Raw genomic sequence first — 22,838 nt, 5'->3', positions numbered from 1 at the left:
GCATACCGGCAATAGATAACAAGGAGACACGCATGCACCCCTCTCGCCGCCAGATTGTTGGCCTGGCCCTCACCACCTGCCTCCCCCCCGTGCTGGGCATGTCCGCTGCCCACGCGCAAACCGACTGGCCCCGCCGCACCATCAAGGTGGTAGTGCCCTACCCGCCAGGCGGCACGGCCGACGTCATGGGCCGCCTGGTGGCCCACAAGCTGGGCAAAGCCTTCCCCAAGGTGAGCGTGGTGGTGGAGAACGTCACCGGTGGTGCCACCGTACCCGGCGCCCTGGCCGTGATGCGCGAGCCGGCCGACGGCCACACCGTGTTCCTGGCCAGCGACAACACGCTGAACATCAACCGCTGGTTGCTCAAGGACGCGCGCTACGACGGCGACCGCGACTTCACCCCGGTGACCGTGCTCAATACCTACCCGCACTGGCTGATCGTCAATGGACAGGGGCCTTACAAGAGCCTGGACGACCTGGTGCAGGCCATCCAGGCCCGGCCTGGCAAGGTGTCCATCAGCGTCAACACCATTGGCGGAGCCGCCTATCTGGCCCTGGACAGCTGGCGCCGCGAAAACGGACTGAAGTTCGAAATCGTGCCCTACCGCGGATCGCCCCCTGCCGTGGCCGACCTGATCGGCGGCCACACCGATGCGCATGTGGACGTGGTCGGCTCCTCCGTCGCCCACGCCCGCAGCGGCCGCGTGCTGCCCGTGGCCGTGCTGCAAAGCCGCACACTCAAGGAATTTCCCAAGGCCACAGCCCAAAGTGAGCAGAACCCCAAGGCACTGAACGTGCAGTCCAACCTGTCCGTGGTCATGCGCAGCGGCACGCCCCAGCCCGTCATCGACAAGCTCTACGACATCCTCAAGGCCGGCGCCAAAGAGGAGGACTTCACCAGGACCATGGACATGCTCTGCCTGGACACCGTGCTGCTGGAGCCCGCCAAGGCCAAGGCCTTCTTGCAGCAGGAAACCCGGCGCTACGGCGCGCTGGTCGAGAAATCGGGTCTGGAAAAACAATAAGCAACGGGCTGACACATGAAATTCGTCATTGCACTGATTCGCCACGAAACCAACACCTTCTCGCCCGTACCCACGCAGCTGAGCGACTTTCGCCGCGGTACCACCTTGAACGGCCCCGCCTACGGCGATGCCGCCCGCATGGCCTGCGAGGGCACCAACAGCGCTGCCGCCGCCTACCTCGATCTGGCCCGCGACATGGGCGCTGACGTGGACTTTGCCGTCTGCGCCAACGCTGTGCCCAGCGGCCTGGTGACACGCGAAGCCTTCGAGCACCTGTGCGACACCGTGGTGCACAGCGCCAAGCAAGGCTGCGATGCCATCTTGCTGGACCTGCATGGCGCCATGGTGGTGGACGGCTATGCCGACGCCGAAGGCGAGTTGCTGCGCCGCCTGCGCGCCTGCACCCCGGCAGGCCTGCCCATCGGCGTGGCGCTGGACTTCCATGCCAACTTCAGCCGCGAACTCATCCGCCACGCCACGGCCATCGCCGGCTACTGCACCTACCCACATGTGGATGTGTACGAAACCGGGGCCCGCGTGGGCCGCAGCATCCGCGCGCTGCTGGAGCGCCGCAGCGCCCCGGTGCTGCTGTGGCGCCGCCTGCCCATGCTGACCCATATGCTGCGCCAGACACCGGCCATGCAGCCCATGAAAGACATCATGGACCGCGCCATGCAGGCGGAGCGTGACGGCGAGGTCTGCAACGCCTCGGTGTTTGGCGGTTTTCCGCTGTCCGACATTCCCTGCGCCGGCTTCTCCGTGGTCATCGTGACCGAGCGCGATCGCCTGGCGCAAGGCCAGCAACTGCTGGACGAGCTGTGCACCCTGGCCTGGGCGCGCCGCGCGGACTTTGTCTTTCCCGCCGCGCCAGTGGCCGAATCGATTGCCCAGGCCAAGCGCCTGCCGCAGGGCCCGGTGATCCTGGTGGACCACGGCGACAACTGCGGCGCCGGCGGTACCACCGACATCATGGCGGTGCTGCAGGAAGTGCTGGCACAGGGCCTGGAAGATGTGGTGGCGGGCCCGTTCTGTGACCCGGCCAGCGTGGCCACACTGTTTGACGCCGGCGTGGGTGCCGAAGTGACGCTGGACGTGGGCGGCAAGACCGATATGCCTGCCTTGCAATTGCAGGGCCAGCCACTGCGGCTGTGCGGAGTGGTGGAGCGGCTGACCGATGGCGACTACACCGTCACCGGCCCCATGTACACCGGCATGCGCCTGAGCCTGGGCCGCACGGCCGTGCTGCGTGTAGGCACGGTGCGCATCTTCATCTCCGAGCGCCCGCAGGAGCCCTACGACACCGGCGTCTTTACCCATGCCGGCGTGGATCCAGCCCAGGCCAGGTACGTGCTGCTCAAGTCGCGCCAGCATTTCCGCGCCGGCTTTGAGCCGTTTGCCAGGCACATCGTGCTGGTCAGCGGTCTGGGTGTCTGCAGCTCGGACTACAGCCTGTTCCCCTTCCAGCAGTTGCCCCGTCCGATGTACCCGCTGGATGCCGATGTCGGGCTGGAGCAGACAGAGAGCTGGCCCGCTGCAATGCCGCCCATGACCTCTGGCGCTGTGGCCTGATGCCCGAGCTGCTCTACCCCGCCGCCGTCGTGCTGGCGGGTTATGTGGTGCTGGGCATCACCGGCTTTGGCTCGGCTCTGGTGATCGTGCCTTTACTGGCCTGGCATTGGCCGCTGCCGGAGGTAGTGGCCCTGACCCTGCTGCTGGATGTGCCTGCATCCCTGTTGCACGGTGGGCTGAATCTGCGCCAGGTGAACATGACCGAACTGCGCCGCCTGCTGCCGGGCCTGGTCGCCGGCGCCCTGGCCGGCCTGTGGCTCAGCCAGGTGCTGTCGGCACGCTGGCCTTTGCTGGTGCTGGGGGCTTATGTGGCCGCCGTGGGTCTGCACGCACTGCGCGCCGCTCCGGCCCCTCTGCGTACGGGCAGCGCAGCCTCCACCCCTTGGGCTGCGGCCATGGGTGGCGCCATCGGCCTGGTGGAAATGCTGTTTGGCACGGCCGGCCCCTTGGTCGTCGCCTGGCTCAGCCGCCGACTGCCCGACATGCAGGCCTTGCGTGCCACCACACCGGTGGTGATTGCCGCCAGCGCCTGCACCGTGCTGCTGACCATGGGCGCATCCGGGCGCCTGTCACAGGCCGAACTGTGGCAGCGGTGGTTGCTGCTGATGGGTGTGGCCGTCGCCGGCGTGCTGCTGGGCAATCGCTTAGCACGCTGTGTTTCCCCTGGCGCATTGCGCCGGGTGATCTGCGGACTGCTGGTGGTCAGCGGGCTGTGTCTGGTCGGTCAGGCACTGGGCGTTTGAAGTCGGCGGTGTGCCTGGCAACCTTGCCCAAAGCAACCGCCTGATCCCCACGCCACCAGCCTTTCCCCAATCCATCACCGGCACTTCGACTGCTCGCCAAACCGTGACGACCCATTTCTACGGGCTCAGGGCATTCCGACCGCGAGAGGCAGCGCAGGCATAAAAAAACCGCTGCCAAGGCAGCGGTTTTTGGAAGGATCCAGCGTACAGCTTAGAAGCGGTAGCCCACGCCCACGCCGACCAGCACGGGGTCGACCTTCAGGGTGCCGATCTTCGAACCAGCCAGGCTCACGTCGGTCTTGAGGTAGAGCTTCTTCACGTCAAAGTTGATGGACCAGTTCTTGTCCAGCGCATAGTCGAAACCCACTTGCAGGGCACCACCCCAGCTGTTGCGCTTCACGTCGGCAGCGCCGTCAGCAATGTCCACGCTGGAGAAGCGGGTGTAGTTGATACCAGCGCCCACATAAGGCTTGAAGGCACCGAAGTTGGTGAAGTGGTACTGGGCCAGCAGGGTGGGAGGCAGGTGCTTCAGGGTACCGATCTTGCCGCCCAGTGCGCTGGAACGCACGTCATGCTTCTGGGGGTAGGTCAGGATCAGCTCGGCAGCGATGTTCGGCGTGAAGAAGTAAGAGATGTCGAACTCGGGCATCGTCTTGTTGTTGATCGACAAGCCCAGACCGGTGGAGTCCTTGTTAGCGCTGTCCAGGTGAACGGCGCGCACGCGCACCATCCAGTTGCCGTCTTGCTGCTGCGCCATTGCAGCACCGGAGGTCAGGGCAGTCAGAGCGGCAATTGCCAGCAGAGTCTTCTTCATCTTGGTGTTTCCTTTGGGTCACTGAATCGGGGTGGTTTCCCCTTGGACTTGATTGAAACAAAGTGCTGACAACTGGCATTTGCCCTAGCTCAAGCTTTTTCCAGCCCTGTGCGGCACCCGCACAGTGCGTTGCACAGCCGCAACACTCCAAGACAGTGCAACACCCAAGCGGCCCCAGCCTCCCACAGCAGGGCCACGCCACAGGCCCGGGTTCAGTGTGCAGGCTGCGTACCGCGCAGCCGGTGCCACAGGTGCACCACCACCACCACCAGGCCGCCGATCACGGCCCCCACCCCCACATGCACCAGCAAAGGGATGATGGCCGCCGCCGCGCCGCCCAAAGGTTCGATATGGGTGTGCAGCCAGTGCTCAATGGGTGCCATGCCATGCACCAGCAGACTGCCGCCCACCAGGAACATGGCCACCGTGCCCACAATGGACAGGCCGCGCATCAGCCAGGGCGTGGAAGCGATCAGCCCCCGGCCCAGTCCTTGCAGAGCCGCACCGGGCTTGCGCATCAGCCATTCGCCCACATCGTCCATCCGCACAATACAGGCCACGATGCCGTAGACAAACACCGTGATCGCCAGCGCCACGGCCACCAGCACCGTGAACTGTTCCCACAGCGGCTTGGCCGACACCGTGCCCAGCGCAATGGCCATGATTTCGGCAGACAGAATGAAGTCCGTGCGCACGGCGCCTGCGACTTTTTCCTTTTCATAGGCCACCGGATCCATGGCTTTTGCGCGGGCAGCATGCACCGATGACGGAGCTACCCCCTTCTCAGCCGCCTCCTGGGCGTCGTGCACCGCCTCCTGCACACCATGCTGCTGGCGCTTGTGCAGCATCTGCAGCACTTTCTCCACACCTTCGAAGCACAGAAAGGCGCCGCCCACCATCAGCAGCGGCGTGATCAGCCAGGGTACAAACGCGCTGATCAGCAGTGCCGCAGGCACCAGAATGGCCTTGTTCAGCAGCGAACCCTTGGCCACGGCCCAGACCACCGGCAATTCGCGGTTGGCACGCACGCCCGTCACCTGCTCGGCATTCAACGCCAGATCGTCGCCCAGCACCCCGGCCGTCTTCTGCATGGCCACCTTGCTCTGTGTGGCCACGTCGTCCAGGATGGCCGTGCTCTTGCCCGCCGCCGTCTTGCTCATCAGCGCCACGTCATCCAGCAGCGTGGCGATATCGTCCAGCAACATCAACAGACCTGCACCCGCCATCACACGCCCCCGTTGGTTTCGATATCCGCCATCATGCCTTCAAACGGCGCTGCTGCGGCGGCTGAACGCCGCCAGGCAACCCGCCCCCGCACGCTTGCAGCGTTTTGCCGTGACAATGGGCGCCCCATTGAACGAGACATCCTGTGACCCAACCCATTGCACACGCAGAACTGATCGCCAGCTACCGCAAAGTCGCGGCCGAAGCCGCTCGAAAGGCGGAACTGGTGAAAGCCGCGGCCTCCAAAGGCCCCAGAACCATCGCCACCGTCAGCGAAACCGCGGCCAAAGCAGCCCGCCGCCGTGATGTGCTGGCAGCCAAACTCGCCAAGCTCGGGGTGGTGCTGGCGGACTAGACCCGGTCCGGCACAGTCCCGCACTGCGCGTGCGCGACGCATGACCGCCAGCCATGGGCAGGGCCGCTGGCACAAAGCCCGCCGTGCCCCGATGAAAAGCCCCGCAGCTTTCACACTGCGGGGCTTTTGCCTGCGACGCATCCCGGATGCCGGATCACCCCAGCCACTTGCGCGCATTGCGCCATACACGCCTGCCGGCAATCCTGCCATCTTTGGCATGGCCACCCGGGTCTGAGTGGCCGCATCGTCCAGGACGGACGTGCTTTTGCCAGCCTCCGTTTTGGTCATCCGTGCAATATCGTCCCCCAAGTCCGCCACACCGCCGAACAGCATGGGCAAGCCCAGCCCGGCCATGGCGTGTCTTTTCAAGGCGACTGCCGGTGGTGGAACTCGGGACATGTTCCGCAACGTGCTTTCCCCACACCAAGGACATTCGCTGCCAGGTGTCCGGTTTTGCCATTCACACCGCATACTGCAGACACCTTCACTTGAGCGGCTGCCGTTTTGACGCGCCGCACCCCATGCCCGGGTATCTGACCAAACAAGAGTCCATTCGCATCGATGGCGCGCAGGACATGCAAATTCGCTCCCTGCTGGACCGGCAACAATTCTTCGACCCCGACGGCGCCGCACTGCGCCTGGGCATCTCGGATGCCATCTGGCCGCTGTTCGGTCTGCTATGGCCCTCCGGCAGCGAGCTGGCCAACCACATGGCACAGCAGCCCGTGATACAAGGCCGGCGCATTCTGGAGCTGGGCTGTGGACTGGGTCTGGCCAGCCTAGTGTGCCACCGTATGGGGGCGGACATCACGGCCAGCGATTGCCACCCGCTGGCAGGCGACTTTCTGAAAGAGAACCTGCGCCTGAACGACCTGCCGCCCATGAAATACCGCGCGGGCCAATGGGGGGCGCTGGAATCGATTGCCGCAGCAGCCGAAGCCACCGCCCATTTCGATGCAGCTGCCCAGACCACCGCTTTGGCGGGTAGCTTGCCGGGCGGCTTTGTTGCACCCGTGGCAGATCTTCCAGTGCGTGGGGTGTTCGATCTCATCATCGGCAGCGACCTACTGTACGAACGGGATCAGTTTGCGCGCCTGCCCAACTACATCTGCGAGCATGCCAGCGCCAGCGCGCAGATCTGGATCATCGACCCTGACCGTGGCAACCGCGCCGCCTTCAGCCGCCAGATGGCCGAACGCGGCTATGGCGTGACGGAAACCCGGCTGGACCGCACGGAGACCGAACTGCAAGCAGGCTACAAGGGGCGTTTGCTGGTGTATGCCAAACCACCACGCCCAATGCAATAGCCACTCGTGCTCATCCAACTAACACTGCACGTCCCAAACACAGCATGCTTCGCCGCATGCTGGCGGCAACAAAAAAGCCCCGCAGCTTTCACACTGCGGGGCTTTCTCATGGACAGGCGCTGATCAGATCAGCCCAGCCATTTGCGCGCATTGCGCCACACACGCATCCAGGGGCTGAATTCGGCCTTGTCGCCCGACGTCCAGCTCATCTGCACATTGCGGAACACGCGCTCGGGGTGGGGCATCATGGCGGTGAAGCGGCCATCGGCCGTGGTCACTGCCGTCAGACCACCGGCCGAGCCGTTGGGGTTGAACGGGTACTGTTCGGTCGCCTGGCCGTGGTTGTCCACGTAGCGCATGGCCTTCAGCACCTGGGCTTGGTTGCCGCGGAACTTGAAGTTGGCATAGCCCTCACCGTGTGCCACGGCGATCGGCAGGCGCGAACCCGCCATCCCTTGCAGGAACAGGCTGGGCGACTCCAGCACCTCGACCATCGACAGGCGCGCTTCAAAGCGGTTGCTCAGGTTCTGCGTGAAACGCGGCCAGTCCTGTGCGCCAGGAATGATGTCGGCCAGTTCGGCAAACATCTGGCAGCCGTTGCACACGCCCAGGCCAAAGGTGTCGGTGCGGCCAAAGAACTGCTGGAACTCGGCCGACAGGCGGTCATTGAAGGTGATGGAGCGTGCCCAGCCAATGCCGGCACCCAGGGTGTCGCCATAGCTGAAGCCGCCGCAGGCCACCACGCCCGCAAAGTCCTTGAGCTGGGCACGGCCGGTCTGCAGGTCCGTCATGTGCACGTCCACCGCGTCGAAACCGGCTTCGGTGAAGGCATAGGCCATTTCCACATGGGAGTTCACGCCCTGCTCGCGCAGCACTGCCACGCGGGGCTTGGCCGCCACGTTGATGAACGGCGCCGCCACGTTGGCCCGCGGATCGAACGTCAGGTGCACATGCATGCCGGGGTCTGCAGGTACACCCGCCGCAGCGTGTTCGCTGTCGGCGCAGGCGGGGTTGTCGCGCTGCTGGGCAATCTTCCAGCTCACGGCATCCCAGACCTGGTGCAGATCGCTCAGCGTGGCGCCAAACACCTTCTTGGCATCGCGCCAGACCTGCAGCTCGCCCTTGCCCATGTCGACGGCAGACGACACAGGGCGGGTCTTGCCGATGATGTGGCTGCAGGTGGCCAGGCCATGCTCGCGCAGGGTTTGCAGCACTTCGGCACGGTCTGCCGTCTTGATCTGCAGCACCGCACCCAGTTCTTCATTGAACAGCGCGCGCAGCGTCAGGTCTTCGCGGCGGCCGGACACCTGGTTGCCCCAGTTCTTGCCTTCGCCGCTGTCCATGCGGCTGTCGCTGATGCCGTCGCCTTCGGTGATCAGCATGTCCACATTCAGTGCCACGCCCACATGGCCGGCAAAGGCCATTTCGGCCACGGTCGCCAGCAGGCCGCCGTCACCCTTGTCGTGGTAAGCCAGAATCTGGCCCTTGGCGCGCAGGGCGTTCACGGCATCGACCATGCCGATCAGGTCCTTGGGCTGGTCCAGATCGGGCGTTTCGTTGCCGGACTGGTTCAGCACCTGGCCCAGGATGGAGCCGCCCATGCGCATCTTGCCGCGCGACAGATCGATCAGCACCAGGGTGGTGTCGTCTTCGGTGGCGTCCAGCTGCGGAGTCAGCGTGCTGCGCACATCGTCGATCGATGCAAAGCCGGTGATGATCAGGCTGACAGGCGAAGTAACCTTCTTGGTCACGCCGTTGTCGTTCCACTGCGTACGCATGGACAGGCTGTCCTTGCCCACGGGAATGGAAATGTTCAGCGCCGGGCACAGTTCCATGCCCACGGCCTTGACCGTGGCGTACAGGGCGGCATCCTCGCCGGCTTCGCCGCAGGCGGCCATCCAGTTGGCCGACATCTTGATCTTGGACAGCTCGATCGGCGCCGCCAGCATGTTGGTGATGGCTTCGGCCACGGCCATGCGGCCCGATGCGGGCGCATTGATGGCCGCCAGCGGGGTGCGCTCGCCCATAGCCATGGCTTCGCCCTTGAAACCCTGGAAGTCCGCCAGCGTCACGGCCACGTCGGCCACAGGCACCTGCCAGGGGCCCACCATCTGGTCGCGGTGGGTCATGCCGCCCACAGCGCGGTCGCCGATGGTGATCAGGAAACGCTTGGATGCCACCGTCGGGTGGGCCAGCACTTCGATGACGGCCTTTTCCAGCGGAACGCCGGTCAGGTCGATGGCGGGCAGCTCGCGCTCCACCGTCTTCACGTCCTTGTGCATCTTGGGCGGTTTGCCCAGCAGCACGTTCATGGGCATGTTCACGGGGAACTTCTGGTCGCCCGACTTGACGGCCGTGTCTTCCAGCACCAGCTCGCGCTCTTCGGTGGCCGTGCCAATGACGGCAAACGGGCAGCGTTCGCGTTCGCAGAAAGCGGTGAACTGGGCCAGCGACTCGGGGGCAATCGCCAGCACATAGCGCTCCTGCGATTCGTTGGACCATATTTCCTTGGGCGCCAGACCGGATTCCTCCAGGTTCACCGCACGCAGATCAAAGCGCGCGCCACGGCCCGCGTCATTGGTCAGCTCGGGGAAGGCATTGGACAGGCCACCGGCACCCACGTCGTGGATGGCCAGGATGGGGTTCTGCGCGCCCTGCTGCCAGCAGTGGTTGATGACTTCCTGCGCACGGCGCTCGATCTCGGGATTGCCGCGCTGCACCGAATCGAAGTCCAGCTCGGCGGCATTGGTTCCCGACGCCATGGAGCTGGCCGCACCGCCGCCCATGCCGATGCGCATGCCGGGGCCGCCGAGCTGGATCAGCAGCGTGCCGGCGGGGAACAGAATCTTCTGGGTCAGCTCGGCGTCGATCACACCCAGACCACCGGCAATCATGATGGGCTTGTGGTAGCCACGGGTCACATCGCCGACCTGCTGCTCGTACTCACGGAAGTACCCGGTCAGGCTGGGGCGGCCGAATTCGTTGTTGAAAGCCGCGCCACCCAGCGGGCCTTCGATCATGATCTGCAGCGGGCTGGCAATGTGCTCGGGCTTGCCCACTTCGCTGCCCCACAGCTTGGAGACCGTGAAACCGGTCAGGCCGGCCTTGGGCTTGGAGCCACGGCCGGTCGCGCCTTCGTCACGGATTTCACCGCCGTTGCCGGTCGATGCGCCGGGGAAGGGCGAAATGGCCGTGGGGTGGTTGTGCGTTTCCACCTTCATCAGCACATGGTTGGTGGCACTGTGCTTCTGGTAGCTGGGGGCCTGTGCCGTGCCGGTAGCGGCATCGAACTTGGCGATGAAGCGCTCGACCTGGTGGCCTTCCATGATGGAGGCGTTGTCCGAGTACGCCACCACCGTGTGCTGGGGCGACACGGCTTCGGTGTTGCGGATCATGCCGAACAGCGACTTCTCCTGCGCCACACCGTCGATGGTGAAGTTGGCGTTGAAGATCTTGTGGCGGCAGTGCTCGGAGTTCGCCTGGGCGAACATCATCAGTTCCACGTCCGTGGGGTTGCGCTTCAGGCCGTTGAAGGCGTTGACCAGGTACTCGATCTCGTCATCGGCCAGGGCCAGGCCCCACTGCTTGTTGGCGGTCTCCAGCGCGGCATGACCGCCACCCAGCACATCGACAAACTCCATCGGAGCAGCCTGCAGGGCAGAGAACAGCTTTTCGGCCTCGGCACGCGTGGCAAACACCGACTCGGTCATGCGGTCGTGCAGCAGCGCAGCGATCTGGGCCGTCTGCTCGGCGCTCAGCTCGGGCGTGCCGCCCAGCAGACCCGACTTCAAGGTCACGCGGTATTCGGTGGCGCGCTCCACGCGGAACACTTCCAGGCCGCAGTTGCGGGCAATGTCGGTGGCCTTGGAAGCCCAGGGCGAGATCGTGCCCATGCGGGGAGTGACGATGAAGGGCACGCCATCGGCGCTGCCTTCAAAGGGCTCGCCATATGTCAAGAGCGCCGACAGGCGCTCTTGCAATGCGGGCACAGGCGTCCCCTCGGTAGCCACCAAATGCACAAAACGTGCGGACACGCCTGTGATCTTGGGGTGGATGGCGACCAGGTCGGTCAGAAGCTGTTGGGCGCGGAACGAGCTCAGGGCGTTTCCACCCTCAAACTGTGTCAGATGCAATGTCACGTGGCGGCCTGTTTATGTGAAGGCTGGTGAAGGGCACCCTGGCCCGCCCCCTGTTGCGAGGGGGCCGACCAAAGCGCTGAATCGGTGAGCCTCTGATTTTACCGTGCCTAGCACTAACCCGAAGCACTCCCGCCCCTTGCCCCTGCAGGTTCAAGCCCGCAATGGGATAATTGGCAGCATGAGCATCACACTGAAGACCCCCGAAGACATCGAGCGCATGCGCGTCGCAGGCCGCTTTGCTTCGGATGTGCTGGACTACATCACCCCCCACATCAAGCCCGGCATCACCACCCAGCAGATCGACGATCTGTGCGCCGAACGCATGGCCCAGCAAGGCACCAAGACCGCCTGCCTGGGCTACCAGCCGCCGGGCATGACGCCCTACCCGGCCTATGTCTGCACCTCGGTCAACCACGTGGTCTGCCATGGCATCCCCAACGACAAGCCGCTCAAGAAGGGCGACATCGTCAATGTGGACGTGACCATCATCACCGACGACGGCTGGTTTGGCGACAACAGCCGCATGTTCATCGTGGGCGACGGAACGATTGCCGGCAAGCGCCTATGCCAGCTGACGTTTGAAGCCATGTGGAAGGGCATCCAGCAGGTCAAGGCCGGCGCCACCCTGGGCGATATCGGCCACGCCATCCAGTCCTTCGCCGAAGGCCACAACCTGTCGGTGGTGCGTGAATACTGCGGCCACGGCATCGGCAAGGTGTTCCACGACGAGCCCCAGGTGCTGCACTACGGCCGCCCCGGCACCGGTGTGGTGCTGGAAGAAGGCATGGTCTTCACCATCGAGCCCATGCTCAACCTGGGCAAGAGGGACATCAAGGCCATGCCCGACGGCTGGACCGTGATCACCAAGGACCACAGCCTGACCGCCCAGTGGGAACTGATGCTGGCCGTCACCAAGACCGGCTACGACATCCTGACCTGGTCGGACGGCTCGCCCACCCCGCCGGATTTCATCACCGCGCTGCGCACCTGATCCAGCACGGTTCCGCGCAGGCCCCTGCTGCGCTGCCCGCCCGCCGCTGCACCCTTTGGGGGTCCAGCGGCTTTTTTTGCGCCACCAGACCGGCCAGCGCCTGCGCCAAAGACCCGTCGCCCCGCAGAGCCGCTACAGTGCACGTGTGCGGTGCACGCCTGCCCAGTTCCGCACCATTTGCGCACGTTTTTTGCTTGCATTGCCAACATGACCACGCTCGCCCCCGCCCTCTCCGATCTGACCGCTTTGCGCAACGCCTACCGCCAGGACAAGGCCGCGCTGGTGGAGCAGTTCAAGCAGCCCGCCCCCGCCAAACGCAGCGTGCGGCCGCTGCTGCACAAGCTGTCCGAGCGCACCGACCAGCACCTGCAGGCGCTGCGCCAATTGACCGGCCTGCCGGACTGCGTGGCCCTGATCGCCGTGGGCGGCTATGGCCGTGCCCAGCTGTTTCCCGCCTCCGACGTGGACGTGCTGGTGCTGGTGCCCGAACACCCCGCCGGCGAGGACAGCCCTTTCAAGGCCCAGCTCGAGCAATTCATCGGAGCCTGCTGGGACACCGGGCTGGAAATCGGCTCCAGTGTGCGGACCGTGGAGGAATGCGTGGACGAAGCCGCAGCCGACGTCACCATCCAGACCGCGCTGCTGGAGTCGCGCCTGATCGACGGCGATCTGGCACTGTTCGCCCAGATGCAGCAGCGCTTTCGTGCGCTGCTCAATCCACGCGCCTTCTTCACCGCCAAGATGCTGGAGATGCGCCAGCGCCACAACAAGTTCGAGAACACCGCCTACGCGCTGGAGCCCAACTGCAAGGAATCGCCCGGTGGCCTGCGCGATCTGCACACCATCCTCTGGGTCGCCAAGGCCGCCGGCCTGGGCAGCAGCTGGAAGGAACTGGCCCAAAGCGGCATTGCCACGCATTTCGAAGCCCAGCAGCTGGAACGCAACGAAGCGCTGATCAGCCACATCCGCGCCCGCCTGCACGCGGCCACCGGGCGGCATGAAGACCGCCTGCTGTTCGACCTGCAGACCACCGTGGCCGAACAGCTGGGCTTTCACAGCCACCAGCGCACCGGCCAGCGCATGCCGGTGCGCGCCAGCGAAGGGCTGATGCGCCGCTACTACTGGGCGGCCAAGGCCGTCACCCAGCTCAGCCAGATCCTGCTGCTGAACATCGAAGAGCGCCTGTACCCCGCCAGCCAGGGCGCCATGGTGCGAATCGACGACCGCTTCTATGACAAGGACGGCCTGATCGAAGTCGCCAGCGACGACCTGTACCGCCGCGATCCCCAGGCCATCCTGGCCACCTTTCTGACCTACGAGACCTCTCCCGGCCTGCGCGACCTGTCTGCGCGCACGCTGCGCGCGCTGTACTCGGCGCGCGGCATGATGGACGGCGCCTTCCGCCGCGATCCCGTCAACCGCGCCACCTTCATGCAGATCCTGCAGCAACCCAGCGGCATCACCCACGCCATGCGGCTGATGAACCAGACCTCGGTGCTGGGGCGCTACCTGTGGGCCTTCCGCCGCATCGTCGGCCAGATGCAGCACGACCTGTTCCACGTCTACACGGTGGACCAGCACACGCTGATGGTGCTGCGCAATATGCGGCGCTTCTTCATGGCCGAGCATGTGCACGAATACCCCTTCTGCTCCCAGCTGGCCAGCGGCTGGGACAAGCCCTGGCTGCTGTACCTCGCCGCCCTGTTTCACGACATCGGCAAGGGCCGGGGCGGCGACCATTCGCAGATCGGCGCCATCGAGGTGAAGCGTTTCTGCCGCCAGCATGGCGTGGACGCGGACGACGCGCAGATGGTCGAATTCCTGGTGCGCGAACACCTGACCATGAGCCAGGTGGCGCAAAAGCAGGACACCACCGATCCCGACGTGATCCGCGCCTTTGCCGCCCGCGTGGGTTCGGTACGCCACCTCACCGCCCTGTACCTGCTGACCGTGGCCGATATCCGCGGCACCAGCCCCAAGGTCTGGAACGCGTGGAAGGGCAAGCTTCTGGAAGACCTGTACCACGCCACCGTGCGCATGCTGGGCGGCCGGGCGCCCGACGCCGCGGCCCTGGTCGAGGCGCGCAAGCGCGAAGCCCTGGTGCAGCTGGCACTCAGCGCACAGCCACACGAATCGCACAAGCTGCTGTGGAACACGCTGGACGTGAGCTACTTCATGCGCCACGAGGCCGCCGACATCGCCTGGCACGCCCGCCACCTGGGCCGCTATGTGGGCACGCCCACCCCCATCGTGCGGGCGCGCCAGTCGCTGGCCGGCGAAGGCGTGCAGGTCATGGTCTACACGCCCGACCGCAGCGACCTGTTTGCCCGCATCTGCGGCTACTTCGACCGCTCGGGCTTCTCCATTCTGGACGCACGCATCCACACCGCACGCAACGGCTACGCGCTGGACACCTTCCAGGTCATCACCAGTGAGCCGCTGGAAGTGCACTGGCGCGAGTTGACCGCGCTGATCGAGGAAGGTCTGCCCCATGCCATCGAGGCCGAAGGCCCCCTGCCCCCGCCGGCACGCCGCCGCGTCTCGCGCCGGGTGCGCAGCTTCCCCATGCCGCCGCGCGTGGTGCTGCAGCCGGACGAAAAATCACAGCACTGGCTGCTGGAAATCTCCGCCAGCGACCGCGCCGGTCTGCTCTACACCGTGGCCCGTGTGCTGGCCGAACACAGAGTTAGCGTGCAGCTGGCCAAGGTGAGCACCTTGGGCGAACGGGTGGAGGACAGCTTTCTGATCCAGGGCCCCACACTGGGCAACAACACCGCCCAGCTGGAGCTGGAAACCGATCTGGTGAACGCACTGGCGGAGTAACAAAGGCACAGCCGGAGCACACCGCTCCGGCCTGCTCCTGCCGGAGCGCCTGGACCTGACCGGCAGGGCGGCACACCATGGCCGCTCACCGACCCACAGCGCTTTTCCGCCCCGCCATCTCCAGCAAGGCCAGTAGCGCCTCCACATCTTCGTCCCGCGTGCGCCAGGACGACACGCTGATGCGCATGGCAGGCCGTCCCTGCCACAGGGTGCCGCCGAACCATGCCTCGCCAGAGGCCTGCACTGCAACGCGCACCGCATGGGTGTGTGCGTCACTGGCGCAGCGGAACAGCACCTGGTTGAGCGTCACGGTGTTGAGCACCTCGAACCCGGCCTGCGCCAGACCTTCCCCGATACGGCGCGCCTGCGCACAATGCCGCTCCACCAGCTCGGCAATGCCCTGGCGGCCCAGACTGCGCAATGCCGCCCACACCGGAATCCCGCGGGGCCGACGTGAAAACTCCAGCGTCAGATTCTTCTGGGCATCCAGGCTGGCGCTGGAATAGGCCGCATCACTGTTCATGGCCTCGGCCAGCACCCGCGCATCACGGCAAATGGCCATGGCGCAGTCGTAAGGGGTGTTGAGCCATTTGTGCGCATCGGTCGTCCAGCTGTCGGCCAGCTCGATGCCCTGGGTCAGGTGGGCCAGCGAGGAAGCCCGGGCCCACAGGCCGAAAGCGCCATCCACATGCACCCATGCCCCGGCCGCTCTGGCATGCGGCAGGATCTGCGCAAAGGGATCAAAGGCGCCGGTATTCACCTCGCCGGCCTGCAGGCAGAGGATGGTGCGTGCATCCAGAGCCGGCAGTTGCGTCACGTCCACCCGCCCCTGGCCATCGACCGGCGCATGAACGATCTGGTTCAGCCCGAAGCCCAGCACGCGCAATGCCTTCTTGACCGTGGTGTGCACCAGCGCGGACACCACCACCCGTATCTCCGGCGCACCATGCAGCCCTTGGCCGTCGAAATCCCAGCCCTGCCGTGCCAGCAGCTCGCGCCGCGCTGCAGCCAGAGCGGTCAAGGTACAGGCAGTGGCGCTGGTGCCAAAGCCGACGGCGCTGTCCCGCGGCAGATCCAGGGCGTCCAGCACCCAGCGGGCGGCCACACGCTCCACCGTGGCCGATACCGGGGAATTGTCGAAGGTCGAGGCACACTGGTCCCACGCCAGCATCAAGCGTTCCGCCGCCGCGGCGACCGGCAATGCCGCGCCGATCACAAACCCGAAATAGCGTGGCCCATTGGATGCCGTGGTTGCAGGGGACCCCACATCGTCCAGCAGCGCCAGCGTGGCCTCCGCCGGCAAACCCAGGGCGGGCAGCGACTCATCGAAGGCCGCCAATGCGGCAATCGCTTCCTCCAACGGAAACACGCGGCGCTGGCCGTTGGCTTCGGTGTAGCGGCGCCCGCGCACATCGGCATGGGCCAAAAGTTCCAGTTCGTTCATTGGAGCATCTCCCTTTCCTGTTTCATGCCTGTTTCATGCCTGCTTCATGCCTGCTTCGTGGTCGGCCGCGTCCCCCACCAGAACAGCAGTGCCAGCACACTGACCGCAGCGCCAAGCAGACACACGCCCTGCCAGCCCGCGCGGGCATAGATCGCCGTCGTGCCAATCGCCCCCAGTCCGCTGCCAATCGCATAGAACAGCATGTAGAGGCCGACCAGCCGGCTGTGGGCCTCGGGCCGGGTGCGGAAAATCATGCTCTGGTTGGTCACGTGCAGTGCCTGCCCTCCCATATCGAGCAGCACGATGCCCACCACCAACGCGCCCAGCGAGCGCTCCATCAACGACAGCGGCCACCAGGCCAGCAGCAACAGCACCAGCGCTGCCGCACTGGTGCGCTGCGCATGGCCGTGGTCCGCCCATTGCCCGGCGCGCGCAGCGGCCAGCGCCCCCACCGCACCGACCAGGCCCAACGCGCCGATGGCGGTGTGGGAGAAGCCATGGGGCGGCGCACTCAACGGGAACACCAGCGCACTCCAGAAGATGTTGAAGGCCGCAAACATCAGCAGCGCCAGTACCCCGCGCACCTGCAGCACCTTCTCTTCCCGCAGCAGCGTCAGCATGGACACAATCAGGCGCCAGTAGCCCATCGCATCGGGCGATGCGGGCAACACAGGCAGCCGTCTCCAGAGCGGCAAGGCAACGAGCAGCATCAGCACCGCAGCACACAGATACACGCCGCGCCAACCCGCCACATCGCTGATGCCCCCGGCAAACACCCGGGCCAGCAGCAGACCGATGAACACCCCGCCCTGTGCCGCGCCGACCACACGCCCCTGCACCTGGGGCGCTGCCGCGCTGGCGGCATAAGCGATCAACCCCTGCGTCATTGCCGTCCCCAGCAAACCTACGGCCAGCACGCCCGCCAGCAATGCGGGAACCGACTGGGCCATGGCCACGGCCACCAACGCCGCGGCCAGTGCCAGCAACTGCAGGGCCATCAGGCGGCGGCGTTCCACCCGGTCGCCCAGGGGCACCAGCAGCAGCAACGCCATCGCACATCCGGCTTGTGTGGCCGTGACCACACCGCCCACCGCCGCATGGCTGATGCCAAAGTCCTGCGCCAACGCGTCCAGCAAGGGCTGCGCGTAATAGACATTGGCCACGCTCAGGCCGCTGGCCACGGCGAACAGCCAGACCAGGCTGCGGGGCATGTCTACAGACTGCGCCGGTGCACAGCGCTGCGGCAACGGCGGGGGTGATGGTGGTGCGGTGCAGGCTTTCATGGTTCCAAGCTCACTCAAACTAGTTTTAAAACAAAACCAGAACGATGCTAAGACATGTAGTTTTAAAATGCAACCAAACAACCCGCTGCCGCCCACCCTGCCGTAGACCCCATGCCAGCCCGTAAATTTTTGAACGAGCAACCTTGTCCCGTTGCGCGCTCCGTTGACCTGATCGGGGATCGCTGGTCCCTGCTCATCGTGCGCGATGCCTTCGACGGCATGCGCCGCTTCAGCGACTTCCAGCGCAGCCTGGGCATGGCCAAAAACATCCTGTCCGACCGGCTGCGCAAGCTGGTCGATGCCGGCATCCTGGCCATGCAGGACGCCTCGGATGGCTCGGCCTACCAGGAATACGTGCTGACACCGCAGGGCGAAAACCTGTTCCCCGTGGTGGTGGCGCTGCGCCAATGGGGCGAACAGCACCTGTTTGCGCCCAGCGAACGCCATTCGGTGCTGATCGACAAGCGCACGGGCCAGCCGGTGCCCCCCATGGCACCGCACGCCCCAGATGGCACGGTGCTGCAACCTGCCGCCACCGAGGTGCGCAAAGTGAGCTGAGGCCATGCGCAGGGGTGAATGCCCTGATCACATCGGAGCAAAGCGCGCATGGCTGCTAACGGCACGGATGGCGCGCACCACCGGCCTTTCCATTGCTGGCTACCTCGCCAGGCCGCAGCAATGCCTGGCTGGATGGGAGAACCATCCCTTCTCACACCCGGAATCGCCCGCATGCGGGCCTGCGGCCGATCCAGCCGCTTGCAGCCTCTAGGCTCTGCGCGCCCCCCAGGCCAGCCATGCCAGCCAGCCCGGACGCCATGACAGCGTCATGGCCACAGACAAGGCAGCAGCGGCCAGCATCATCACCCACACCAATGCGGCCATCGATGCATGGTCGGCCTGCAGGCACAGCACCAAGCCCAGCGCCAGCCCAGCCGCGCCCTGTGCCCGCAGCCGCCACACCACGCTCTGTGGCTGCTCTGCCTGGAAAACCTGCTCCCAATGCCCGTCCATCGCCAGGGCCAACCAGCCCATGCCCGCCCAGCAGGCCAGGCAGGCTGCCAGCAAAAACAGCGCAGCCGTCGGCCCTTCAAGCATGGGCGGCCTCCAGACGGTTCACCGAACCCACGGCCGCTGCACGCAGCGCCAGCTTGCGGGCAGCCACCACGGCCAAGGCCGCGCAGACCAGCAGGCTCAGGTCCACGCCCGCCACCGGCCAGTAGGCTTCGCCCACGGTCTTCAACAGGTGGTCTCCCGTCGTGATCCAGTTAAGTCCCACGGCCGTTGCCGCCATGGCGGCAACGGCCCAGCATTGCTCACGCCAGGCAGGGTTCGGCTGTCCGCTGGCAACGGGTGCGCTGCGCCAGAAGGCGTGCGCCATCGCTGCCACCCATCCGGCCCAGAACAGGTATTGTTCCAGATCGCCTCGGGGCGGCCATCCGCTGGGCAGTGACGCGGGCAGCAGGCGGTTGGCAATCAGGATGGTGCAGGTGGCAATCAGCATGCCCGTGACGGTGGTCACCGCCAGGGCATCCACAATGCGGCTGCCCTGCCGACCTTGCTTGGCATGCTGCTTCTTGCGCTTTTCGACAAAGAAAATGAAACCCGTGGCAATGCAGACGCAGCCCATCAGCCCACCCAGCACGTACAGACAGCGAAGCAGCCAGTGGCGGAAGTGCTGCAGGTGCAGCCCCGTCAGAAAGGTGTTGAGGCTGTCCACCGCGGTACGGGGCGGGTCTTCACGCAGCACCTCCCCGGTGCTGGCCTTGAAATGGATGCCGTCGCCCACCAGCGCAATGCGGTCCGTTCCGGCACGGAAGACGCTGACATAGCCATTGGCATCCCCCACGTGGCGCAGCGAGAGCAGCCCCACCTCGCCGGCCATGCCCTTGGCGGCCCACCGCCGCTGGGCTTCACGCACCATGTCATCCACCGACGCCAGCGGCGCCGCCACGCCGGCACGGTCATGCGGCAGCCCTGTGGTCTGCGCCTCATGCTGCTCGTGCAACTCATGCAGCGGCTCCAGTTGGGTATGCGACACCGGGAAATAGATCCCTGCGAAGATCACCAGCCCGGTGAAGGCGAAGAAGAAGTGAAACGGCAGCGCCAGCACGCCCATCATGTTGTGCAGGTCCAGCACGCTGCGCTGCACCGCCTTCTTGGGGCGGAAAGTGAAGAACTCTCGGAAGAACTTGCGGTGCATGACCACGCCGGTCACCAGTGCCACCAGCATCATCAGGGCCGCGAATCCGACAATCCAGAAACCCAGCCCCTTCCAGTAGAAGGTCAGGCTATAGTGCAAGGGATAGAGGAAACCGCTGCCGACCTTGAGCTGGTCATCCGGCAAAGCCCCGCCGCTGCGTGGGTCGATGGTGCGGTTGCCCCGGACCCCGTCATCGGGATTCTTGGCATTGGGCACCACATAGCCCGCAAACAGGCTCAGCATCGGGTCCCGGTGCGTGGTGTAAGCCCCCCAGTTGCGCACGGTATCGAAACGCTCGGGCATGGGCCCGTTCACCTTGTCCCGCATGAACTCGATGCTTTGCTGGCTGGGCTTCATATCCTCGAATACCGGTCGCAGCACCTTGTCAAAAGACGGCATGGGCTGCGGTGCGAAACGCGAGGCCGGAATGGCCCAGCGGTCAATTTCCCGGTCGAACACCGACAGCGATCCGAAAAAGAAACACGCCATCAGCACAAATCCGAGGGCCAGACCAAACCATGTGTGCAGCCAGGTCATGGCATGGCGAAAACTTTGAAACATCAGCTCCACTCCTAAGTCAACTGCGATTGCAGCAGCGAAGCCAGCACGGCCATGAGTGCGCCACCACCAGCAAGAACCAACCACACGCGCGACAGCCGTGGTGCTGCGAACGCCCAGAGAAAGACGGTCAGATACAGCAGCATCCCCAGCAGGTAGCTGAGGTGCTCTGCATCGTGAAATTCCATGCCCAGCGCGAACATGCCGGCCGTCGCCAACGCGATAAAGCCCCAGGTCAGCATGTAGCCTCCCAGGACCGCAGCGGCGATGCGCAGCACGGCATGCCAAGGAGTGCGAGATGTCAAAGTGGACTTCATATCAAAATGGTTCCATGCGAGAAGACACGCCCCATTCGCGGGCGGCTTCCTGGTGTGTCAAGCGACATGCACTTCGGCGGACGGTGCATGCCCCGCTGGCCGGGTGACCAGGTTTTATGCCAGGCCCGCTCGATCTCGCGATGGCGCCACATGTCAATGCACAGGCCGTTGGCCACGGTGCGGAGATAGGCCGGTGCTTCCGGGCCGGTAGTGAAACTGCGGGGACGGGCGATCAGCCGTACACAGGTGTCGTGCGCCAGGTCTGCGGCACCTGTCGCATCATTCAGGCTATAGCGCAGCCAGCCGTGCAACCAACCATGGTGGTTGGTGTACAAGGTCTTGACCTGTCCTTGAAGCGTGAACTCTGCGGTGCCCACAATGCCCTTCGCGTAGCTGTGGCCCAAGATCCGCAGCGTACAAATCGTTAATGAGAATTAATCTCATTGTATAAGATTTGTTTTGCATCTTGTTTCACCGCCGCAGCGCCCTGCCGTTCGCTCTGCGCAGGGTTCGCGTTCGCCTTACCGGTCGCTTTGCAGAAAATGAAAGCGCATCAGCGTCCGCTGCCGGGCGCTGGCGTGGTCCACCACAGGGTGCGGATAGTCCACGCCCAGTTGCACGCCGCAGGCCTGGAGCTCCAGCGGCTTCATTCCCGCCGGGAAATGGATGTGCTTGTCCGGCAGCCTGGCCAGCTCCGGCACATAGCGGCGGATGAAGCGGCCATCCGGGTCAAACCGCTGTGACTGCGTGACGGGGTTGAAGATGCGGAACCAGGGCTGCGCATCGCAACCCGTGGACGCCGCCCACTGCCAGCCGCCGTTGTTGGCCGACAGGTCATAGTCGTTCAGGTGCTCGGCAAAGTGCCGCTCGCCCCGGCGCCAATCGATGCCCAGGTCCTTGGTCAGAAAGCTGGCCACCACCATGCGCAAGCGGTTGTGCATATAGCCGGTCTGGTGCAGCTGGCGCATGGCAGCATCCACCAAGGGGTAGCCGGTGCGGGCCTCGCACCAGGCCTGCCACAGCTGCGGCGCGTCGTCCCACAGCACGCGCTCGTATTCCGGGCGGAAGGACTGGGTGACCACATGCGGGTGGTGCCACAGAATCATGAAGTAGAAATCACGCCAGGCCAGCTCGGACAGCCAGGTCTGTGCGCCCTCATCCCCTTGTACGGCACGCTGCAGGGCCAGACCTGCCAGCGCCCGGATGGACACCGTGCCAAAGCGCAGGTGCACGGATAGATAGGACACACCCTTGCGCCCAGGAAAGTCCCGCGCCTCCTGGTAGGCATGCATGCGCGGCAGGAAGTCCTGCAACAGCTGCTGCGCGCCGTCCATGCCCGCCGGCATGGGCAAGGCCTGCAGGTTGGTGCGTTCAAACCCCAGCTGCTCCAGCGCCGGCAAGCGTTCCTCCACAGGGATCGGGGCCAGATGGCGGGCGTAGAGCGCCACCGGGTAGGGCTTGAGCTGAAAGGCGTCCAGCTTTTGCAGCCATGCCCGCTTGTAGGGCGTGAACACGCTGTAGGGCTGGCCTTGCTGCGTCAGCACCTCGTCCCGGTCCAGCAGCACCTGGTCCTTGTAGTCGCTGAAAGCGATGCCCAGCCCGCTCAGGTCCTGGGCCACCCGCTGGTCCCGTGCAATGGCCTCAGGCTCGTAGTCGCGGTTGGTCAGCACTTCCTGCACGCCCAGGCTGCGGGCCAGTTGCACAATGCATTGAGCAGCGCTGCCATGCCGCACGATCAGCCCGCCACCCGGAACGCCCGCACTGGCAGACAAGGCCTGCAGCGCGCCGTGCAACTGCAGCACGCTGGCGTGGATGAATTCCACGCGCCGGTCCTGCTTGCGGGGGAGCGCGTCCAGGATGTCGGTGTCGAAGACAAAGGCGCAATACACCCGCTCGAAGCGGCGCAACGCGTGATAGAGCGCGGCATGGTCATCGCAGCGCAGATCGCGCCGCAGCCACACCAGGGCGCAGGAATTCGCCATGGCAGAAGAAAACAAAAGCTGGGCTGAGCATTGAAGCACAACAGGGCGCGGGCTGCAGCCAAAG

The 22,838-nt window shown here is 65.2% G+C and carries 18 protein-coding genes; 8 read left to right on the top strand and 10 right to left on the bottom strand.

The annotated features are described in order from the left end of the window. Window positions 1–32 precede the first annotated feature (32 nt). Genes CT3_RS09165 through CT3_RS09155 form a run of 3 tightly spaced genes read left to right on the top strand, consistent with a single transcriptional unit; the run spans window position 33 to window position 3,337 of the window. Window positions 33–1,025: a Bug family tripartite tricarboxylate transporter substrate binding protein gene (locus CT3_RS09165; protein WP_066534629.1), complete on the top strand. Its 993-nt coding sequence runs from the start codon at window positions 33–35 to the stop codon at window positions 1,023–1,025. A 15-nt stretch (window positions 1,026–1,040) separates the two neighbouring features. Continuing rightward, the gene (locus tag CT3_RS09160; RefSeq protein WP_066534633.1) at window positions 1,041–2,594 is read left to right on the top strand and encodes a M81 family metallopeptidase; all 1,554 of its coding nucleotides are present in this window, start codon (window positions 1,041–1,043) and stop codon (window positions 2,592–2,594) included. Beyond that, entirely contained in the window at window positions 2,594–3,337 is a 744-nt protein-coding gene (locus CT3_RS09155) for a sulfite exporter TauE/SafE family protein (protein WP_066534636.1), read from the top strand. Before CT3_RS09160 ends, CT3_RS09155 begins: the two co-directional genes overlap by 1 nt. Before the next feature lie 211 nt (window positions 3,338–3,548). On the opposite strand, the gene CT3_RS09150 is transcribed toward CT3_RS09155, so the two are convergent. Both CT3_RS09150 and CT3_RS09145 read right to left on the bottom strand, forming a co-directional pair. Next, the gene (locus tag CT3_RS09150) at window positions 3,549–4,151 is read right to left on the bottom strand and encodes an OmpW/AlkL family protein (RefSeq protein WP_066534637.1); all 603 of its coding nucleotides are present in this window, start codon (window positions 4,149–4,151) and stop codon (window positions 3,549–3,551) included. A gap of 212 nt (window positions 4,152–4,363) precedes the next feature. After that, complete coding sequence (locus CT3_RS09145) at window positions 4,364–5,377, bottom strand: DUF808 domain-containing protein (RefSeq protein ID WP_066534640.1); 1,014 nt, start codon at window positions 5,375–5,377, stop codon at window positions 4,364–4,366. Between the two features lie 143 nt (window positions 5,378–5,520). On the opposite strand from CT3_RS09145, the gene CT3_RS09140 reads away from it, so the two are divergent. Together CT3_RS09140 and CT3_RS09135 are read left to right on the top strand one after the other, a co-directional pair. Next, window positions 5,521–5,730, top strand: coding sequence for a hypothetical protein (locus tag CT3_RS09140; protein WP_066534643.1), 210 nt, complete (start codon window positions 5,521–5,523; stop codon window positions 5,728–5,730). 521 nt (window positions 5,731–6,251) lie between these two features. After that, window positions 6,252–7,037: a class I SAM-dependent methyltransferase gene (locus CT3_RS09135; protein WP_066534646.1), complete on the top strand. Its 786-nt coding sequence runs from the start codon at window positions 6,252–6,254 to the stop codon at window positions 7,035–7,037. A 128-nt stretch (window positions 7,038–7,165) separates the two neighbouring features. Here CT3_RS09135 and purL read toward each other — a convergent pair whose 3' ends face one another. After that, the gene (purL, locus tag CT3_RS09130) at window positions 7,166–11,176 is read right to left on the bottom strand and encodes a phosphoribosylformylglycinamidine synthase (RefSeq protein WP_066534649.1); all 4,011 of its coding nucleotides are present in this window, start codon (window positions 11,174–11,176) and stop codon (window positions 7,166–7,168) included. 178 nt (window positions 11,177–11,354) lie between these two features. On the opposite strand from purL, the gene map reads away from it, so the two are divergent. After that, window positions 11,355–12,167 carry a type I methionyl aminopeptidase gene (gene map, locus CT3_RS09125; protein WP_066534651.1) on the top strand — a complete coding sequence of 271 codons (813 nt, stop codon included), beginning with the start codon at window positions 11,355–11,357 and terminating at the stop codon, window positions 12,165–12,167. 207 nt (window positions 12,168–12,374) lie between these two features. Further along, window positions 12,375–14,990: a [protein-PII] uridylyltransferase gene (locus CT3_RS09120; protein WP_066536017.1), complete on the top strand. Its 2,616-nt coding sequence runs from the start codon at window positions 12,375–12,377 to the stop codon at window positions 14,988–14,990. 85 nt (window positions 14,991–15,075) lie between these two features. Here CT3_RS09120 and CT3_RS09115 read toward each other — a convergent pair whose 3' ends face one another. Further along, entirely contained in the window at window positions 15,076–16,434 is a 1,359-nt protein-coding gene (locus tag CT3_RS09115; RefSeq protein WP_066534656.1) for a pyridoxal phosphate-dependent decarboxylase family protein, read from the bottom strand. 44 nt (window positions 16,435–16,478) lie between these two features. Further along, on the bottom strand, window positions 16,479–17,717 hold the full coding sequence (locus tag CT3_RS09110) for an MFS transporter (RefSeq protein WP_066534663.1): 1,239 nt from the start codon (window positions 17,715–17,717) through the stop codon (window positions 16,479–16,481). Between the two features lie 111 nt (window positions 17,718–17,828). Here CT3_RS09110 and CT3_RS09105 point away from each other — a divergent pair, with 111 nt between their 5' ends. Continuing rightward, the gene (locus CT3_RS09105) at window positions 17,829–18,275 is read left to right on the top strand and encodes a winged helix-turn-helix transcriptional regulator (RefSeq protein ID WP_066534665.1); all 447 of its coding nucleotides are present in this window, start codon (window positions 17,829–17,831) and stop codon (window positions 18,273–18,275) included. A 207-nt stretch (window positions 18,276–18,482) separates the two neighbouring features. Here the strand turns inward: CT3_RS09105 and CT3_RS09100 are convergent, their stop codons facing one another. From CT3_RS09100 to CT3_RS09080, 5 genes are all read right to left on the bottom strand, one after another. Beyond that, window positions 18,483–18,812 carry a DUF3325 domain-containing protein gene (locus CT3_RS09100; protein ID WP_066534668.1) on the bottom strand — a complete coding sequence of 110 codons (330 nt, stop codon included), beginning with the start codon at window positions 18,810–18,812 and terminating at the stop codon, window positions 18,483–18,485. Beyond that, on the bottom strand, window positions 18,805–20,478 hold the full coding sequence (locus CT3_RS09095) for a PepSY-associated TM helix domain-containing protein (protein WP_066536026.1): 1,674 nt from the start codon (window positions 20,476–20,478) through the stop codon (window positions 18,805–18,807). Before CT3_RS09095 ends, CT3_RS09100 begins: the two co-directional genes overlap by 8 nt. 11 nt (window positions 20,479–20,489) lie before the next feature. Beyond that, on the bottom strand, window positions 20,490–20,792 hold the full coding sequence (locus CT3_RS09090; protein ID WP_066534670.1) for an iron uptake protein: 303 nt from the start codon (window positions 20,790–20,792) through the stop codon (window positions 20,490–20,492). Next, complete coding sequence (locus tag CT3_RS09085) at window positions 20,789–21,127, bottom strand: sigma factor (protein WP_227657872.1); 339 nt, start codon at window positions 21,125–21,127, stop codon at window positions 20,789–20,791. Before CT3_RS09085 ends, CT3_RS09090 begins: the two co-directional genes overlap by 4 nt. Window positions 21,128–21,313: 186 nt before the next feature. Next, the gene (locus CT3_RS09080) at window positions 21,314–22,774 is read right to left on the bottom strand and encodes a cryptochrome/photolyase family protein (protein ID WP_066534673.1); all 1,461 of its coding nucleotides are present in this window, start codon (window positions 22,772–22,774) and stop codon (window positions 21,314–21,316) included. Window positions 22,775–22,838: the final 64 nt, after the last annotated feature.

Source organism: Comamonas terrigena NBRC 13299 (genome assembly GCF_006740045.1).
Taxonomy (GTDB): Bacteria; Pseudomonadota; Gammaproteobacteria; order Burkholderiales; family Burkholderiaceae_C; genus Comamonas; species Comamonas terrigena.
Note: the sequence above shows the minus strand (reverse complement) of the source record. Positions and strands in the feature narration are given on the sequence as shown.